This window comes from Pseudomonas sp. TH07, from assembly GCF_016651285.1.
GTDB lineage: Bacteria > Pseudomonadota > Gammaproteobacteria > Pseudomonadales > Pseudomonadaceae > Aquipseudomonas.
Map to the genome: position 1 here is coordinate 5,608,031 of NZ_JAEKED010000001.1, position 16,765 is coordinate 5,624,795.

Consider the following 16,765-nt stretch of genomic DNA (forward strand, 5'->3'; position numbering starts at 1 on the left):
GCTTCACTCACTCCGCTGACGAAGGCCGGCGACCTTCTTGACCAGGTACATCAGGGCCAGGGTCGCCAACAACAGAATCACCCCCAGGGACGAGGCCGCGCCCCAGTTGGCGTACATCGACACGTCGCTTTCGATGCGCATCGACAGCATCTGCACCTTGCCGCCGCCGAGCAGTGCCGGGGTCACGTAGAAGCCCAGGCTGAGGACGAACACCAGGGTCGCGCCAGCGGTCAGCCCCGGCAGCGACAACGGCAGGAACACATCACGAAAGGCCCGCGCCGGCGAAGCGCCGAAGGTGGCGGCGGCCTGCTGGTAGATCGGGTTGATGCTCTTCATCGCCGCATACAGCGGCAGGATCATGTACGGCAGCATGATGTGGGTCATGCCGATCACCGTGCCGGTGAGGTTGTGCACCAGGGCCAGGGGCGTGTCCACCAGGCCCAGGCCGAGCAGCATTTCGTTGACCAGGCCACGGCGTTGCAGGATCACCAGCCAGGCGTAGGTGCGCACCAGCAAGGAGGTCCACAGCGACACCAGGAGCAAGGCCATGGCCAGGTTGGCCAGCAGGCGCGGGCCGTGGACCATGCAATAGGCGTAGGGGTAGCCGATCACCACGCAGATCGCGGTGACGATAAAACTCACGCTGAATGTCTGGCTGAAGGCCAGGGTGTAGATCGGCTGCAGCAGGCGGCTATAGTTCTCGGTGGTCCACTGACCCTCGGCGTCGAACAGCGACAGGCCAAACAGCCAGCCGATCGGCAGCACAAAGGTCACCAGCACCAACAGCAAGGCCGGTAGCCCCGGGCTCAGCAGCCACCAGCCATGGCGGCGGCCGGCGCGTTGCAATTGCTGGCGATGGGGGGCCTCGCCAGGGTTGAGGGCCAGGTTCATGGCGCGTCCCCCACCACCAGGGTGTCCATCGGGTGCAGGCCCAGGCGTACCTGTTCACCACGCTGCGGCAAGCGCTCGACCTCGGAACTGCGGGTCGGGCGGCGGATCGAGACTTCGGCGCCCTGCTCCAGGGTGATCTGGATCAGTTGGCTGTCGCCCTGGTAGATCACATCGCGGACCTGGCCTTGCAAGCCGTTGAAACCCGGCGTGTCGGCGCCGATAAATTGCAGTTTTTCCGGGCGCACCACCAGGTTCGGGTTAAGCAGTGGGCCAGCGGGCGGCGTGCATTGCAACTGCGATTCGCCAAGCCACACCCCGCCATCGCGGACCTGCACCGGCAGGCATGAGGACTCGCCGACAAACTCGGCGATAAAGCGGTTGGCCGGGCGCTCGTAGAGGTTTTGCGGGGTGTCGATCTGCTGGATGCGGCCCTTGGTCATCACCGCGATGCGATCGGACAGGGTCAGGGCTTCGCGCTGGTCGTGGGTCACATAGACCACGGTCATGCCCAGGCGCTCGTGCAGACGGCGGATCTCCAGTTGCATGGTTTCCCGCAGGCGCTTGTCCAGGGCCGACAGCGGTTCGTCCATCAGCAGGATCTTCGGTTCAAAGACAATCGCCCGCGCCAGGGCGATGCGCTGGCGTTGGCCACCCGACATTTCATCGATGCGCCGCTCCACCAGGTGATCGAGCTCCACCGTGGCCAGGGCTTCGTGCACCCGACGGCGGATGTCCTCGCGCTTGTAGCCCCGCAGCTTGAGCGGATAGGCCACGTTCTGGAACACGTTCATATGGGGAAACAGCGCGTAGTTCTGGAACATCATCCCCACGTCGCGCTTGTGCGGCGGTTCGAAGACCATCTCGCGGCCACCGAAGCGAATGCTGCCGCTGTCGGGCTGGACGAACCCGGCCAGGGCCATGAGCAAGGTGGTCTTGCCCGAACCGGACGAACCCAGCAGGGAGATGAACTCGCCACTGCGGATGTTCAACGACACATCGTCCAGGGCGGCGAAGGCACCGTAGGTCTTGGTCAATCGCTCGATGTCGATGGCGATCGACTGGCTTTTTTCTTGGGACATAGTCAACTCAGCGCAAGGTAAAGGCTCAACTTCAGGGCCGCCAACCACGCGGCCCGCAACCTCCCCGGCGGCCTGGGCCAGCGGGGAGTCGAGCATGAATCAGTTCTGGATAAACAGGTCGAAGCGGCGTTGCAGCTCGGCCTGGTTGTCCACCCACCAGACCGGGTCGAACATCGCCACCTTGTCGATGTTGGCCGGCGCGGTGGGCAGCGTGGCCGCCATCTGCGCAGGAATGATCCCGGTGTCGTAGGCCTTGCTGTTGATCGGCGGGTTGGGGATCAGCATCACCAGCCGTGCCTGGCTCTCTGCGGACATGATCTGGCCGATCAGCTTCATCGCCAGTTCCTTGTTTGGCGCGCCCTTGGGCACCACCACGCAATCGTAGTCCAGCAGCGCCTGGTCGTAGGTGTAGTCGACCGCTTCGCCGCCCTGTTTCAGCTCATTGACCCGCGAAGCCCAGATCGACAGGAAGTCCACTTCACGGCTGCGCAGCAACTGTGCCGAATCGCTGCCGCTGCGCCACCAGTTCACCACTTGCGGCTTGATCCTCTCCAGCACCTTGAACGCCCGCTCGACGTCCAGCGGGTAGAGGTTTTTCGGCGCCACGCCATCGGCCATCAGCGCCAGTTCCAGGGTGGTGAACGGTTGTCGGTACAGCGAGCGCGCGCCCTTGAAATCGGGATCGAAGAACTCTTTCCAGTTCTTGGGCACCGCCTTGCCGGTGTCGGTGGCCCAGGCCATGACCGTGGAATAGGCATTGCTGGCGATCCAGTTCTTGCCGTACAGCCCCTTGGCCACGCCCGAGGTGTCGATCACCGAGAAATCCAGGGGTTCGGTCAGGCCCTGGCGCTCGGCCAGCACGCAATCGTTGGAGGCCAGTTCCACCACATCCCACTGCGGCTTACCGGACAGCACCTGGGCACGCACGGCGGCCAGGCCATCCATGTTGTCTTCCTTGATGGTCACGCCCAGGGCCTTGGCCGCGGGTTCCAGGTAGGCCTTGCGCTCGGCATCCTGCAGGGCCCCTCCCCAGCCCGCGAAGGTGATGCTCGGGGCGGCCTGGGCGGCGCCGATGCACAGCAGTGAGAGGGTCAAGGCGCTGATGGTTCTGGTGCTGGCGGTGATCTGCATTGGGTGTATTCCCTGGGTCGTTGTCAAAGGACAGGCAACAGCTGAAACGCGGGCGTCCTGCCCTCCAATCGAACTCGATCCTGATTTTTATTCTGGGTATCGCCGGTGTCGCGGGTATTCAATCGTTGAAATTCAGCATCACATGCCGCACGCAGGTGTAGTCCTCCAGGCCATAGACGCTGAGGTCCTTGCCGTAGCCGGATTGGCGCTGGCCGCCGTGGGGCATTTCCGTGGCCAGGGTCATGTGATCGTTGACCCACACGCAACCGTACTGCAATTGGCTGGAGGTGCGCAGCGCACGCTTCACGTCGCGGGTCCAGACCGAGGCCGAGAGACCGTACTCGCTCTGATTGGCCCAGGCCATGACTTGCTGTTCGTCGTCGAAGCGGGTGACGCTGACCACCGGGCCGAAGACTTCCTTCTGCACGATTTCATCTTCGTGGCGCACTCCGGCAATCAGGGTGGGGGCGTAGAAGAATCCGGGGCCATCCACCACCGCGCCGCCCACCAGCACTTCGGCATGGGCCAGCCCACGGGCACGCTCGACGAAGCCGGCTACCCGCTGTTGCTGGCGGCGGCTGATCAAGGGCCCGAAATCGCTGCTCGGGTCGGTGGGGGCACCGGTCTTGAGCGTGGCAATGTTCGCGCTCAGGGCTTCGACAAAGCGGTCATGGATTGCATCGTCCACATACACCCGGCAGGCAGCCGTGCAGTCCTGGCCGGCGTTGTAATAGCCGCCGGTGCGCAACATGTTCACCGCAGCGTCGATGTCGGCATCGGCAAACACCAGCACCGGCGCCTTGCCCCCCAGTTCCAGGTGGGTGCGTTTCAAGTTGCTCGCCGCCGCCCGCACCACTGCCTGCCCGGTGGCGATATCGCCGGTGACCGAGACCATGCGGATCTTCGGGTGGCTCGACAGCTGCTCGCCCAGGCTGGCGCCGCGCCCGGAAAGGATATTGACCACCCCGCGCGGGAAGATCTCGGCGCACAACCGGGCCAGGTACAGAGCACTCAGGGGCGTCAGTTCCGATGGCTTGAACACCAGGGTATTGCCGGCGGCCAGGGCCGGCGCGAGTTTCCAGGCGGCCATCAGCAGCGGGTAGTTCCAGGGTGCGATCAACCCGACCACCCCCAGCGGATCGCGACGGATCATGCTGGTGCGCCCCGCCACATACTCCCCGGCGGCACTGCCCGACAGGCAGCGGCTGGCCCCGGCAAAGAAACGGAACACATCGGCCACCGCCGGCATTTCATGGCCAATGGCTTTTTGCAGCGGCTTGCCGCAGTTCTGGCTTTCCAGGGTGCCTAGGGCCTCGGCGTGGCGCTCGATGGCATCGGCCAGCTTGAGCAGCAGCGCGGCACGCTGGCGCGGCGGGGTCGCGGCCCAGGCCGGAAAGGCCCGTTCGGCGGCGTCCACGGCCTGGTCCAGCTGTGCCGGAGTGGCTTCGGCAATGACGGCCAGTTGGCGCTCATCGGCCGGGGCGATTACCCGCTCTTCGGCACCCAGGCCCGGGACCAACTGACCATCAATCAAAAACTCACGGTAGATCATGACAAGCTCCAGAAAAATGACCCGCCTCAGCGGGCGTCTTGAAAGCGATACCAGCTGTAGGCCAGGCGTTGGCCCAGGCGCAGGAACGGCTGGAAGGGAAAGCGTTGCGGCACCTGGTGCAGGAAGCTCGCGGCACTCGGCAGGCCGGTGCCCATCACCATGTCCGCCAGGCGCTGGCCGGCGTGCAGCGAAAACGACACGCCGCTGCCGGCATAACCACCGGCGCTGAACACTTGGTCCAGGCCCGGCACCTGATAGATGTAGGGCAGCGAGTTCTGGCTCACCGCGACCCAGCCGCCCCAGCCGTAGTCCACTGGCACCTGGCCGAGCACCGGGAACTTGCGCCGCAGGGAGTCGAGGAGGAACTGACGGTGCACCGGGTTCTCGGCCTCGCGCCCGGTCACGGCGCTGCGCCCGCCAAACAGCAGGCGGTTGTCCGGCAGGCGGCGGTAGTAGAACAACAGGTTGCGCGTATCGAACATGCAGTCAGTGGACGGCAGACTGTTGCGCACCTGCTCGGCGGATAACGGCGCGGTGACGATGATCTGCGAATGCACCGGCAGTACCCGGCCGGCCAGTTGCGGATGCAGGTCCGACGAGGTGTAGCCGTTGGTCGCCACCACTACTTTGCGGGCCCGCACCACACCGCCCGGGGTCACCAGCAGGTGGCCCTTGGCGTCACTGCTCCAGCCGGTCACCGGCGACGCCACGTGAACCCTGGCCCCGGCGGCGCGGGCCATGCGTTGCACGCCCCAGGCCAGTTTCAACGGGTGCATGGCAAAGCCGTCGGGCATGCGCAGCGCACCAAAGGATTCGGCCCCGGCATGGGCGCCCTGCAATTGCTCGGCCCCGACAAAATGCGCGGGGTAACCCAGCACCTCGTTGTACAGCCCGGCCTCGCGCTTGAGGCTTTCGGTGTGGGCGGCCTTGGTCGCCACTTTGTACACCCCGTCGGGCTGCACGTCGCACTCGATCCCGCCCTCGGCGATCAGACGCTTGACCGTGGCCAGGCCCGCCTGCATTTCGCCGAAGTAGGCCCGGGCGGTGTCCTTGCCGTAGCGGCCGATCAATTCCGCCAGGGGCACTCGGCCGCCGGATATCCGCGCAAAACTGCCATTGCGCCCGCTGCAGCCCCAGGCCGTGGTGTTGGCTTCCAGCACCAGCACCTGGGCGCCGTGATCCCGGGCCAGGTGCAGGGCACAGCTGAGGCCGGTATAGCCGGCGCCGATCACCACCACGTCGACGTCCAGCGGCCCGGTGACCGGGCCGTCATCCGCCGGCGCCTGGCCGGCGGTATCGACCCAATAGGAAGCGGAGTGAGCTTCGCCCGTGCCGGGATGGGAATGCACCAATGGATCGTACATCTGGCCTCGCATTATCGCTGTGCGATATCAACTAATCGGTTTTTAACAGACTAGAAGCGAATGTCGATATCGGTCAACGATTATTTCTAACAATTTTCCCCGCTGTCGATTTCGAAAATCGCATTGACAGGCAATCAAATAACCATAAGACTTGACTTTATTCGATTTTTAATTATCGCAATGCGATATTTAACAGCGAATCAGCGACCTCGATGACGCCTGAACAATAATAAATTTACGTTTCGCCACCTTGTGCCAGCCTGCCAACCACCCCTGTATCTGGGCTGACGGCTGCCCGAAACGCACCTCATAGGAAAATCGATATGAAACGGTCCCCTCTTTCCCTTCCCCGCTGCATCGCCGGCTGCCTGCTGTTGAGCGCGCACCTGAGCGCCGGCGCCGCCACCCTGACCTTCTCCGGTTGGGGCGGTGCCCTGCAGGACGCCGAGCGCAAGGCCTACCTGCAACCGGCCGCCGAGGCCCTGGGCATCACCATCAAGGAAGACAGCATGGATGGCCTGGCCGCCGTGCGCGCCCAGGTGCTGTCGGGCAAACCCAAGTGGGACATCGTCGAACTGGGCAGCATGGAATGCGCCCAGGCCCAGCGCGAAGGCCTGTCCGAACCCCTGGACTACAGCGTGATCGGCACCGATGGCGTGGATAAAAACGTGGTCGGCCAGAACTGGATCGGCACCCACGCCTACGCCACGGTGGTGGCCTGGGCCAATGACACTGGCAAGCCGGTGGCGAAAACCTGGAACCAGTTCTTCGACCCTTCGGTAAAAGGCGCCCGCGCCCTGTACCGGCAACCCTGGCTGACCATGGAAGCCGCACTGCTGGGCGATGGCGTGGCCCCGGACAAGCTCTACCCGCTGGATGTGGAGCGGGCGTTCCGCGCCCTGGAGCGGATCAAGCCGCAAGTCGCCAACTGGTGGAGCGCGGGCGCCGATTCCGCGCAATTGCTGCGCAGCCGCGAGGTGGATTTCCTGGCGATCTGGAATGGCCGGGTCAACGACGTCAAGCATGACGACGCCAATGTCGACTACAGCTTCGACGGCGCCCTGCTCAGCCACGACTGCCTGATCGTGCCCAAGGGCGCGCCGAACAAGGCCCTGGCGATGCAGGTGATCAACCAGATCATGAGCGCGAAAAGCCAGGCCATGCTCGCGACCTTTATTCCTTACGCGCCGGTCAACAGCCATGCCTACCAGACGGGGCTGATCAGCGAAGAGCTGTCCAAGCGCCTGCCGACCTCGCCGCAGAACGCCTCGCGCGTGGTGATGGTCAACCCCGACTGGTGGGTCGATAACCAGGACGCCATGCAGAAGCGTTTTGCCCTGTTCGTCGCCCAGTAAGCCCGCCCTCCACTCTCGAACGATCCGGCAGCCCAGGCGGGCTGCCCTTGAAACACAGGGGAACACCATGAGCAACACCATGAAGGCCGCCGTACTGCACCGTGTCGGCGAAGCGTTGAGCATCGAGCAGGTGCCGATTCCAGTACCCGGGCGCGGTGAAGTGCTGATCAAGGTGGTCGCCTGCGGCGTGTGCCACAGCGACCTGCACGCCATCGACGGCGACTGGTCTGAGCTGCCCCTGCTGCCGTTGATACCCGGCCACGAGATCACCGGGCACGTGGTGGCTCAGGGCGAAGGCGTGCAGCAACCGGCGATTGGCGAAGCGGTGGGCGTACCGTGGATGTACAGCGCCTGCGGCACCTGCGAGTACTGCCTGGCGGGCATGGAAACCATCTGCGCCCACCGCGAATCCACCGGCTACAGCCAACCCGGCGGCTACGCCGAATACATGCTGGCGCCAGCGGCGTTTGTCGCGCGGATTCCTGACGGCGTGGACCTGTATGCCATGGCGCCGATTCTGTGCGCCGGGGTCACCACGTATCGCGGGCTGATGCGCTCCAGGGCCCGTCCCGGGCAATGGGTGGCGGTGCTCGGCATTGGCGGCCTGGGGCACGTGGCGGTGCAATACGCCAAGGCCATGGGCTTTCGCGTGGTGGCGGTGGACGTCTCGGCCGACAAACTGGAACTGGCCCGCGGCCTGGGCGCCGACCGCCTGATCAACGCCCGGGAAGAGCCGGTGCAAGCGATCAAGGAGCAACTCGGCGGGGTCCACGCGGCCCTGGTCACGGCAGTGGCCAACGCCGCCTTCGAACAGGCCGTGGGCATGCTGCGCCCGGGCGGCACCGCCGTCTTCATCGGCTTGCCCGGGGGCGACGCCGACACCGTGCGCGCCTCGATCTCGGCCATCAGCGGCTGGGAACTGACCATCACCGGCTCCAACATCGGTACCCGCCAGGACCTCAACGAAGCGGTGGCCTTCGCCGCCCGGGGCCAGGTCACGGCGCAGATCGTCACCGAGCCGCTGGAGGCAATCAACCAGATATTCGAGCGCATGCGCAAAGGGCAACTGGTGGGGCGCACGGTGCTGAAAATCGCCTGAACACCACCCTCCCCCCAACGCAAAACGCCGTTTGCCCCGAGTGAGCAAACGGCGTTTTTTTTCGGCGGCCGGACGCGCCATTGCGGCGCGCCCGGCAGGCACTCAGTGCGGTGCGCGGGGGATGGTCTTGAGCAGGTCCTGGGGGCTGATATGGCCGACCACTTGCTCGTTGACGCTGCCCGGCAACGGCAGGCCGAGGATGTGGCCCTTGATCTTGCCGATCACGTGCATTTCGCACGGCTTGCAATCGAACTTCAGGGTCAGCACTTCATCGCCGTGCACCAATTGCATCGGCGCGACCTTGGTCCGCACCCCGGTCACACCCTTGGCTTGTTTCGGGCACAGGTTGAAGGAGAAACGCAGGCAGTGCTTGGTGATCATCACCGGCACTTCGCCAGTTTCCTGGTGGGCCTCGAAGGCGGCGTCGATCAACTTCACCCCGTGACGGTGGTAGAAGTCGCGGGCCTTCTGGTTGTAGACGTTGGCCAGGAACGACAGATGCGCTTCCGGGTACACCGGTGGCGGGCTGGTCTCGGCTTTGCGGCTACCCCGTGGGTGAGCCTCGATCCGCGCGGCGGTCAGGGCTTCGATGACTTCCCGGCGCAGGGCCTTGAGCTGGGAGTTGGGAATGAAGAACGCCTGGGGCGCATCCAGCTTGATCCCGGTGGCGTGATATTGGGTGGTGCCCAGCTGGCCCAGCAGGTCCTGCAGTTGTTCCAGGGCCTGCTCCGGCTTGTTGGCCACGCCGAACGGGCCATCCAGCACCACGCTGGCGCTGACACCTTCCTCGCTGGTGGCGCTCAGTTCCAGGCGCTCTTCGCGCAACTGCACCGTCCAGGCCAGGCCTACCCGACGCTCGGCGGAAGTCTTGACCAACGCCTGCTGCCAGTTGTGGTCCAGGTTGCGGCTCAGGGGATGCAAGGGCCGCAGGCGGTGCAGGCCTTCGGGCATCTCATTGGGTTCGACGCGATAGCGGTAGCGTTTCTCGCCGTCTTCCTCGAATTCGCCCTTGGCTTCGGCGATGTTGGCGCGAAAGCCCACCACCTCGCGCTTGACCTGCACATTGAGGCCGTCGCCGTTGGACAATGGCTCGCGGGTCACCACCTGCAAGTCACGCTTGCCGACTTTTTCCACCACGCCCACCAGCAGGCCGGTGAAGGTCGGCGAGTCGAAGGCGCCGATGTCGATCTTGCGCTCGCTGACGAAGTAGTCGGTGCTGCCACGGTGGAAGGTCTTGTCCGGGTCGGGCACGAAGAAGTGCGCGGTGCGCCCGCTGGAGGCCCGGGCCAGGTCCGGGCGGTCTTCGAGCACGGCGTCCAGGCGCTGGCGGTAATAGGCGGTGATGTTCTTCACGTAGCCCATGTCCTTGTAGCGGCCTTCGATCTTGAACGAACGCACGCCGGCCTCCACCAGGGCGCGGATGTTGGCGCTCTGGTTGTTGTCCTTCATCGACAGCAGGTGTTTCTCGTAGGCGATGACCCCGCCCTGCTCATCCTTGAGGGTGTACGGCAGGCGGCAGGCCTGGGAGCAGTCGCCACGGTTGGCGCTGCGGCCGTTCTGCGCGTGGGAGATGTTGCACTGCCCGGAAAAGGCCACGCACAAGGCACCGTGAATGAAGAACTCGATGGCCGCGTCGGTCTCGTCGGCGATGGCGCGGATCTCTTGCAGGTTCAGTTCGCGGGCCAGCACCAGTTGCGAGAAGCCGGCCTGGTCGAGGAACTTGGCCCGGGCCAGGGTGCGGATATCGGTCTGGGTGCTGGCGTGCAGCTCGATCGGCGGAATGTCCAGCTCCATCACCCCCAGGTCCTGGACGATCAGCGCATCGACGCCGGCATCGTACAGTTGGTGGATCAGCTTGCGCGCCGGCTCCAGCTCGTTGTCGTGGAGGATGGTGTTGATGGTGGTGAACACCCGGGCATGGTAGCGCCGGGCGAACTCCACCAACTGGGCGATATCGCTCACTTCGTTGCAGGCGTTGTGCCGTGCGCCAAAGCTGGGGCCGCCGATGTACACGGCGTCGGCGCCATGCAGGATGGCCTCGCGAGCAATGGCCACGTCACGGGCGGGGCTGAGCAATTCCAGGTGATGTTTAGGCAGGGACATAATTTTTTTAGTCAGGCTGGTCACGGTCGAGGCGTGCATTGTAGCGGCCAAATGCGCGACCGGCACCCGTGTGCTGCCAGGTGGCGGCCACGCCTTGCGCGCAACCGCCGAAACCCTCGGTGAATCAGGCCTTGGCGGCCATGGCGGTGACTTCCACCCGCATGCCTTCGACCGCCAATGCCGCCACGCCAACGGCGGCGCGCACCGGCCAGGGCTTGGCGAAGAAACGCTGGTAAACCTCGTTGAATGCGCCGCGGTCGGCCATGTCGGTGAGGTAGATGGTCAGGTGCAGGACCCGGTCCATGGAGCTGCCGGCCTTCTCCAGTGCGACTTTCAACGCTTGCAGGGTGCATTCGCTTTGCCGGGTGATGTCCCCCAGCTCCAGGCTGCCATCGGCATGGGTCGGGATCTGGGTCGAGACCAGCAGGCCGCCAAAACCGGCAACGTCGGAGGAAATGGAGTCCGCGTCAGGATCGGGAATAAAGGTGATGTCGTGGTGGGCCATGGGCTGCTCTTGTTCAAGGAGTGAGTAAGGAAAAATCTGCGCGGCAGTTTACCGCCCCGCGCCGGGCTGTTGTCCAATCGGCGGCCGGCCCCACCGTGCAGCCAGCCTCCCTCCTGGCAAAACGCCCCCACCGGTGCTGGCCGATGGGGGCGTTGCGCAGCCGGGCTGGAGCGCGTCGCCGCGCTAGACGATCGCGGGAAAGCCCTCGACGCTGTCCGGCCACGGGGTCAGGATTTCGAAACCCTGGTCGGTCACCGCCACCATGTGCTCCCACTGGGCCGAGAGCGAGTGGTCCTTGGTCACCACGGTCCAGGCATCGGCCAGGGTCTTCACGTGGCGCTTGCCGGCATTGAGCATGGGTTCGATGGTAAAGATCATCCCGGCTTTCAGCTTCAGGCCCTGGCCCGGGTAGCCGTAGTGCAGCACCTGGGGCTCGTCGTGGTAGATCTTGCCGATGCCGTGGCCGCAGTATTCGCGCACCACACTGAAGCCGTCGCGCTCAGCCACGCTCTGGATCGCATGGCCGATATCGCCCAGGGTCGCGCCCGGGCGCACGGTGCGGATGCCGGCGCACATCGCCTCATAGGTGGTGGCGACCAGGCGCCGCGCCTCGGGGCTGGGCTCGCCGACGAAGTACATGCGGCTGGTGTCGCCGTACCAGCCGTCCTTGACCACGGCGATGTCGATATTGACGATATCGCCGTCCTTGAGCACCCGGCCCGAAGGAATGCCGTGGCACACCACCTCATTGACCGAGATGCACACGGTCTTGGGGAAGCCGTGATAACCGATATTCCCGGCAATCGCCCGCTGCACGTTGACGATGTAGTCATGGCAGATCTGGTCCAGCTGATCGGTGCTGACCCCGGCCTTGACGTGGGGCGTGATCATGGCCAGGACTTCGGCGGCCAAGGTGCCGGCCACTTTGGACTGGGCCACTTCCTCGCGCGTCTTCAACACGACTTTGCCATTCATGGGCGGGCACCCCCGACGGCACGCATGGTGGCGCCGCGAGACGTCTCCGCCAGCTCGCTCAGTTGCTTGAGGTCGAGGCCACCGGCCTGTTCGGCGCGGATCAGCAAGCGGCAGATACCGCTGTGGTCCAGGTCCGGGTACAGCTCGGCGAGCATGCCGATGCGCATCCAGTGCTCGGCCTGGGCATTGATCGAACGGCTGAGGGCATGGCTGGCGACCCGCAGATTCTCATGCATGGCGTCTGAAATTTTGACGATTCCCACAAACATCACCTGATACGAAGTGTATATGTTTCGTATATTGCCTGATGGCAGTACGCAATTGCAATTGCGCTGCAATCTGCCCGAGCTGCAGCGCTGGGCACCGCTGCCAAACGAGGCGCTCCCCGAGCATTCGATTAAATCGAATGCTCCCTTGAGTTTTTAGTATTTGTCGATTGCTCCCCCGGGTCTTAGTCTCTCGATCCATACCGGTCTGCGCTCGCCGCGCAGCCTTGGAGATGCCAGCCCCACGGGCTCGACCGATCGGCATCCGGAACAATAAAAAACCAGCATTGGCCGCACACGCGGCGCCCTGACTCGTCTGCCATAACTACAACATTGCAAGAGCGCCAGAGAGCGAGAGGAACCTACCCATGCAATTCCAGTTTCTGTTACCCACCAAAATCGTCATGGAGCCCGGCCTGCGCCAGCGCACCGGCGAATACCTGACCGGCCTCGGCTTGCGCCATGTGCTGCTGGTCACCGACCCGGGGGTCAAGAACGCCGGCCTGCTCGACAGCATCTACGCCAGCCTGGAGCAGGCCGGGATCCGCTATGACGAGATCGCCGACGTCAAGCCCAACCCGCGCAGCGAAGACGTCAACCGTGCCGCCGAGCTGTACCGCGGCAAGGGCATCGACGGCGTGCTGGCCGTCGGTGGCGGCAGCGCGATGGACGCGGCCAAGGCCATCAGCGTGCTGCTGACCCATGAAGGCCGGGTCGAAGACTATGAAGGTGCCTTTACCCTCAAGGGCCCGGTGCTGCCGATCGTGGCGATCCCGACCACTGCCGGTACCGGCAGCGAAGTGACCTTCTTCTCGGTGATCACCGACACCCGCCGCCAGTTCAAGATGAGCCTGCTCGACTACCGCATCGGCCCGGTCCTGGCGCTGCTCGACTCGGACATCACCGCCACCCTGCCGCCGCACATTGCCGCCGCCACCGGGATGGACGCCCTGACCCACGCCATCGAGGCCTACACCGGCAAGCCGGCCAACCCCATCAGCGACGGCCTGGCCCTGCATGCCATCCGCCTGATCGCGCAACACCTCAAGCCCGCCGTGCAAGAGCCGGACAACCGCGAGGCCCGGGAACAGATGCTGATCGCCAGCCTGATTGCCGGCATGGCCTTCGGCAACGCCGACATCGCCAGCGTGCACTGCATTTCCGAAGCCATCGGCGGCATGTACGACACCCCGCACGGGGTCGGCAATGCGATCTTCCTGCCGTTTGTGTTCAGCCATAACCGCGACGCCGACCTGCGCCGCCACGCCGATGTCGCCTACGCCCTGGGCATCGACCCCAACCTGAGTGCGGTGGCTGCAGCCGAAGCGGCCGTGGAGCAGTTGTTCCGCATGAACCGGGAGCTGGGCATCCCGCGTTTCGCCGATGTGGCCGGGGTGCGCGAAGAAGACTTCCTGGCCATCGCGCAGAAGTCCAAAAGCAATATTTCCGATGCGAGCAACATCAAAGACATGTCCGTCGAGAGCTACCTCGATGTGATCCGCGCCGCCTACAACTACTCAGCTTGAGGCCAGACCCATGAGCGCATCGACTTCCTCTCCTCATCTGCGCCGGACCCTCGGGCCGGTCTCAGTGCTGCTGTTCGGCCTGGCTTTCATCGCTCCGCTGATCGTATTCGGCACCTACGGCGTGATTGCCCAGGCCAGCCAGAACACCGTGGCGCTGTCTTACGTGGTGGCGTCCATCGGCGTGATCTTCACCGCATTGAGCTACGGTCGCCTGGTGCGGGTGTTCCCCGCAGCCGGCTCGGCCTACACCTACACCCGCAAGATGCTCAACCCCAACATCGGCTTCATGGTCGGTTGGGCCGCCCTGCTCGATTACTTCTTTATCCCGATGCTGATCTGGCTGCTGGGTGCGAGCTACCTGAGCCTGGCCTTTCCCGATGTGCCGCAGTGGTGCTGGATCACCGGTTTCATTGTCTCCACCACCCTGCTCAATATCCTCGGGATCCAGGTCGCCAACCGGTTCAACATCATCCTGATGCTGATCCAGCTGACGATCATCGCGGTCTTCATCGGCCTGTGCTGGCACTACGTGGCGGCAATCAACGGCCCGGGCGGACTGCTCTCGGTCAAGCCGTTCTTCAACGTCGACGTGCCGTTCTCGGCGACCATGGCGGGCGCGGCCATCGCGGCCTATTCGTTCCTCGGTTTCGATGCGCTGTCGACCCTGAGTGAAGAAACCGTCGAGCCGGAACGCACCATTCCCCGGGCGATCCTGCTGGTGGCCCTGATTGGCGGCAGCCTGTACATCGGTTCCTCGTACTTCATGTACCTGGCACACCCGGCGGGCGTGTTCGAGAACATCGACGGCGCAGCCTTCGAAATCGCCAAGACCATCGGTGGCGACCTGTTCTTCGGCGTGGTCCTGACCGGCATCATCATTGCCCACTTCGCTGCCGGCCTGTCGTTCCAGGCCAGTGTCGGGCGCCTGCTGTATGCCCTGGGCCGCGACAACCAGCTGCCGCAAAAGCTGTTCGGCGTGCTCCACTCGCGCTACAAGACCCCGGTGTTCAACATCATGCTGTCCGGTGCCTTTGGCCTGGTCGGGTTCGGCCTGACCATCGCCACCGCCACCTCGCTGGTGAACTTCGGCGCCTTCCTGGCCTTCACCGCCGTCAACCTGTGCGCGCTGAAACTGACCTTCGACCGCAAGGTCGGCGACAAGGCCGGCGTGCTGCGCGGGGTGCTGTTCCCCCTGGCCGGCGCCTTCACCTCCGGCTGGATGCTGATCAGCCTGGACCAGGACGCGCTGATTCTCGGCTGCTGCTGGGTCCTGCTGGGCCTGGTGTACCTGGCCTGCCGCACCCGCCTGTTCAGTGTCGCGGTGCCGGAACCGGCGCTCTGACCCCCTTCTTCCAAGCCCCCCTGTAACGGCCCCTTCATGCGCATGCTCCATGCGCCTGCCGGGGCAGTTGCGACTTTTTCAAGGCGGCGGCCTCCCCGCCCCACAGGAGAACCCATGCAAACCTGCCTGCTGATCAATGGCCAACTCATCGCCGGTGAAGGCGAAAAACTGTCGGTGCTCAACCCGTCCCTGGGCACCACCCTGGTGGAAATCCCCGAGGCCAGCCTGGCCCAGGTCGACGCCGCGGTCTGCGCCGCCGACGCCGCCTTCGACGCCTGGTCCCAGACCACGCCCAAGGACCGTTCGCTGCTGCTGCTGAAACTGGCCGACGCCATCGACGCCCACGCCCAGGACCTGGCGCGCCTGGAATCCGACAACTGCGGCAAGCCCTACGCCGCCGCGCTGAACGATGAGCTGCCGGGGGTCGCCGACGTGTTCCGCTTCTTCGCCGGCGCCAGCCGTTGCCTGCAAGGCAGTGCCGCCGGCGAGTACCTGGCGGGCCATACCTCGATGATCCGCCGCGACCCGGTGGGCGTTGTGGCCTCCATCGCGCCCTGGAACTACCCGCTGATGATGGCCGCCTGGAAACTCGGCCCGGCCCTGGCGGCCGGTAATACCGTGGTCCTCAAGCCGTCCGAGCAGACGCCATTGACCGCGCTGAAGCTGGCCGAATTGATGGCCGGGATCTTCCCGGCCGGCGTGGTCAACGTAGTCTTCGGCCGTGGCCCGAGTGTCGGCGCGCCCCTGACCAGCCATCCCAAGGTGCGCATGGTGTCGTTGACCGGCTCGGTGGCCACCGGCAGTCGGATCATTGCCGGCACCGCCGACAGCGTGAAGCGCATGCACATGGAACTGGGGGGCAAGGCGCCGGTGATCGTGTTCGACGATGCCGACATCGATGCCGCCGTCGAAGGCGTGCGCAACTTCGGTTTCTACAATGCCGGCCAGGACTGCACCGCAGCCTGCCGCATCTACGTGCAAAAAGGCATCTATCAGCAGTTCGTGCAAAAGCTTGGCGCCGCCGTGGCCAGCCTCCAGTACGGCCTGCAGGACGACCCGAACACCGAGCTTGGGCCCTTGATCACCCGCCAGCACCTGGAGCGGGTCGAGGGCTTTGTGCAACGTGCCCGCGAGCTGTCCCATATCGAGGTGGTGACCGGTGGCCAGCGCGTTGACGGCCCGGGTTTCTTCTTCGAGCCGACGGTGCTCGCCGGAGCCCGCCAGGACGACGAAGTGGTGCGCCATGAAATCTTCGGCCCGGTGGTTTCCGTGACCGAGTTCGACGACGAAGCCCAAGCCCTGGCCTGGGCCAACGACTCCGACTACGGCCTGGCCTCCTCGGTGTGGACCGCCGATGTCGGTCGCGCCCACCGCCTGGCCGCACGCCTGCAATACGGCTGCACCTGGGTCAACACGCACTTTATGCTGGTCAGCGAAATGCCCCACGGCGGCGCCAAGCTCTCGGGTTATGGCAAGGACATGTCGATGTATGGCCTGGAGGACTACACCACCATCCGCCACGTGATGTTCAAGCACTAGGTTGCCGGGCAAGATCCGGCAGCGGCACCCACGCTGCT

At 64.8% G+C, this 16,765-nt stretch carries 14 protein-coding genes; 5 read left to right on the forward strand and 9 right to left on the reverse strand.

Annotated elements, in window-relative coordinates:
* Positions 1–3: 3 nt before the first annotated feature.
* The 5 genes from JFU57_RS25785 to JFU57_RS25805 all read right to left on the reverse strand — a co-directional run bounded on the left by JFU57_RS25785 (position 4) and on the right by JFU57_RS25805 (position 6,017).
* Positions 4–891 (reverse strand): ABC transporter permease, encoded by an 888-nt coding sequence (locus JFU57_RS25785; RefSeq protein WP_078469048.1) that lies wholly within the window; start codon positions 889–891, stop codon positions 4–6.
* On the reverse strand, positions 888–1,970 hold the full coding sequence (locus JFU57_RS25790) for an ABC transporter ATP-binding protein (RefSeq protein WP_201131225.1): 1,083 nt from the start codon (positions 1,968–1,970) through the stop codon (positions 888–890). Before JFU57_RS25790 ends, JFU57_RS25785 begins: the two co-directional genes overlap by 4 nt.
* A 99-nt stretch (positions 1,971–2,069) precedes the next feature.
* A complete protein-coding gene (locus JFU57_RS25795; RefSeq protein ID WP_201131226.1) occupies positions 2,070–3,101 on the reverse strand; it encodes an ABC transporter substrate-binding protein in 1,032 nt (343 codons plus the stop codon).
* A 118-nt stretch (positions 3,102–3,219) separates the two neighbouring features.
* Positions 3,220–4,650 carry a gamma-aminobutyraldehyde dehydrogenase gene (locus JFU57_RS25800; protein ID WP_201132206.1) on the reverse strand — a complete coding sequence of 477 codons (1,431 nt, stop codon included), beginning with the start codon at positions 4,648–4,650 and terminating at the stop codon, positions 3,220–3,222.
* Between the two features lie 29 nt (positions 4,651–4,679).
* The gene (locus JFU57_RS25805) at positions 4,680–6,017 is read right to left on the reverse strand and encodes an NAD(P)/FAD-dependent oxidoreductase (protein ID WP_201131227.1); all 1,338 of its coding nucleotides are present in this window, start codon (positions 6,015–6,017) and stop codon (positions 4,680–4,682) included.
* A gap of 323 nt (positions 6,018–6,340) precedes the next feature.
* On the opposite strand from JFU57_RS25805, the gene JFU57_RS25810 reads away from it, so the two are divergent.
* Complete coding sequence (locus JFU57_RS25810) at positions 6,341–7,372, forward strand: ABC transporter substrate-binding protein (protein WP_078469043.1); 1,032 nt, start codon at positions 6,341–6,343, stop codon at positions 7,370–7,372.
* A gap of 67 nt (positions 7,373–7,439) precedes the next feature.
* On the forward strand, positions 7,440–8,471 hold the full coding sequence (locus JFU57_RS25815) for a zinc-dependent alcohol dehydrogenase (protein ID WP_201131228.1): 1,032 nt from the start codon (positions 7,440–7,442) through the stop codon (positions 8,469–8,471).
* A gap of 102 nt (positions 8,472–8,573) precedes the next feature.
* Here the strand turns inward: JFU57_RS25815 and JFU57_RS25820 are convergent, their stop codons facing one another.
* The 4 genes from JFU57_RS25820 to JFU57_RS25835 form a co-directional block, all read right to left on the reverse strand.
* Positions 8,574–10,574 carry a peptidase U32 family protein gene (locus JFU57_RS25820; RefSeq protein ID WP_078469150.1) on the reverse strand — a complete coding sequence of 667 codons (2,001 nt, stop codon included), beginning with the start codon at positions 10,572–10,574 and terminating at the stop codon, positions 8,574–8,576.
* Positions 10,575–10,698: 124 nt separating this feature from the next.
* Entirely contained in the window at positions 10,699–11,079 is a 381-nt protein-coding gene (locus JFU57_RS25825) for a RidA family protein (RefSeq protein WP_078469041.1), read from the reverse strand.
* A gap of 183 nt (positions 11,080–11,262) precedes the next feature.
* Positions 11,263–12,054 carry a type I methionyl aminopeptidase gene (map, locus tag JFU57_RS25830; RefSeq protein WP_078469040.1) on the reverse strand — a complete coding sequence of 264 codons (792 nt, stop codon included), beginning with the start codon at positions 12,052–12,054 and terminating at the stop codon, positions 11,263–11,265.
* Positions 12,051–12,317: a ParD-like family protein gene (locus JFU57_RS25835; RefSeq protein ID WP_078469149.1), complete on the reverse strand. Its 267-nt coding sequence runs from the start codon at positions 12,315–12,317 to the stop codon at positions 12,051–12,053. Before JFU57_RS25835 ends, map begins: the two co-directional genes overlap by 4 nt.
* Before the next feature lie 371 nt (positions 12,318–12,688).
* On the opposite strand from JFU57_RS25835, the gene JFU57_RS25840 reads away from it, so the two are divergent.
* The 3 genes from JFU57_RS25840 to JFU57_RS25850 all read left to right on the forward strand — a co-directional run bounded on the left by JFU57_RS25840 (position 12,689) and on the right by JFU57_RS25850 (position 16,727).
* Positions 12,689–13,846 carry an iron-containing alcohol dehydrogenase gene (locus tag JFU57_RS25840; protein WP_078469039.1) on the forward strand — a complete coding sequence of 386 codons (1,158 nt, stop codon included), beginning with the start codon at positions 12,689–12,691 and terminating at the stop codon, positions 13,844–13,846.
* A gap of 10 nt (positions 13,847–13,856) precedes the next feature.
* Positions 13,857–15,188: an APC family permease gene (locus tag JFU57_RS25845; RefSeq protein ID WP_201131229.1), complete on the forward strand. Its 1,332-nt coding sequence runs from the start codon at positions 13,857–13,859 to the stop codon at positions 15,186–15,188.
* A 114-nt stretch (positions 15,189–15,302) separates the two neighbouring features.
* Positions 15,303–16,727: a gamma-aminobutyraldehyde dehydrogenase gene (locus tag JFU57_RS25850; RefSeq protein WP_201131230.1), complete on the forward strand. Its 1,425-nt coding sequence runs from the start codon at positions 15,303–15,305 to the stop codon at positions 16,725–16,727.
* Positions 16,728–16,765: the final 38 nt, after the last annotated feature.

Excerpts from the sequence above, each read along its gene's own strand:
- JFU57_RS25785 (WP_078469048.1), bottom strand. The coding sequence starts at position 891 with ATGAACCTGGCCCTCAACCCTGGCGAGGCCCCCCATCGCCAGCAATTG.
- JFU57_RS25840 (WP_078469039.1), top strand. The coding sequence starts at position 12,689 with ATGCAATTCCAGTTTCTGTTACCCACCAAAATCGTCATGGAGCCCGGC.
- JFU57_RS25795 (WP_201131226.1), bottom strand. The coding sequence starts at position 3,101 with ATGCAGATCACCGCCAGCACCAGAACCATCAGCGCCTTGACCCTCTCA.
- JFU57_RS25850 (WP_201131230.1), top strand. The coding sequence starts at position 15,303 with ATGCAAACCTGCCTGCTGATCAATGGCCAACTCATCGCCGGTGAAGGC.
- JFU57_RS25825 (WP_078469041.1), bottom strand. The coding sequence starts at position 11,079 with ATGGCCCACCACGACATCACCTTTATTCCCGATCCTGACGCGGACTCC.
- JFU57_RS25845 (WP_201131229.1), top strand. The coding sequence starts at position 13,857 with ATGAGCGCATCGACTTCCTCTCCTCATCTGCGCCGGACCCTCGGGCCG.
- map (WP_078469040.1), bottom strand. The coding sequence starts at position 12,054 with ATGAATGGCAAAGTCGTGTTGAAGACGCGCGAGGAAGTGGCCCAGTCC.
- JFU57_RS25820 (WP_078469150.1), bottom strand. The coding sequence starts at position 10,574 with ATGTCCCTGCCTAAACATCACCTGGAATTGCTCAGCCCCGCCCGTGAC.
- JFU57_RS25805 (WP_201131227.1), bottom strand. The coding sequence starts at position 6,017 with ATGTACGATCCATTGGTGCATTCCCATCCCGGCACGGGCGAAGCTCAC.
- JFU57_RS25810 (WP_078469043.1), top strand. The coding sequence starts at position 6,341 with ATGAAACGGTCCCCTCTTTCCCTTCCCCGCTGCATCGCCGGCTGCCTG.
- JFU57_RS25790 (WP_201131225.1), bottom strand. The coding sequence starts at position 1,970 with ATGTCCCAAGAAAAAAGCCAGTCGATCGCCATCGACATCGAGCGATTG.
- JFU57_RS25815 (WP_201131228.1), top strand. The coding sequence starts at position 7,440 with ATGAGCAACACCATGAAGGCCGCCGTACTGCACCGTGTCGGCGAAGCG.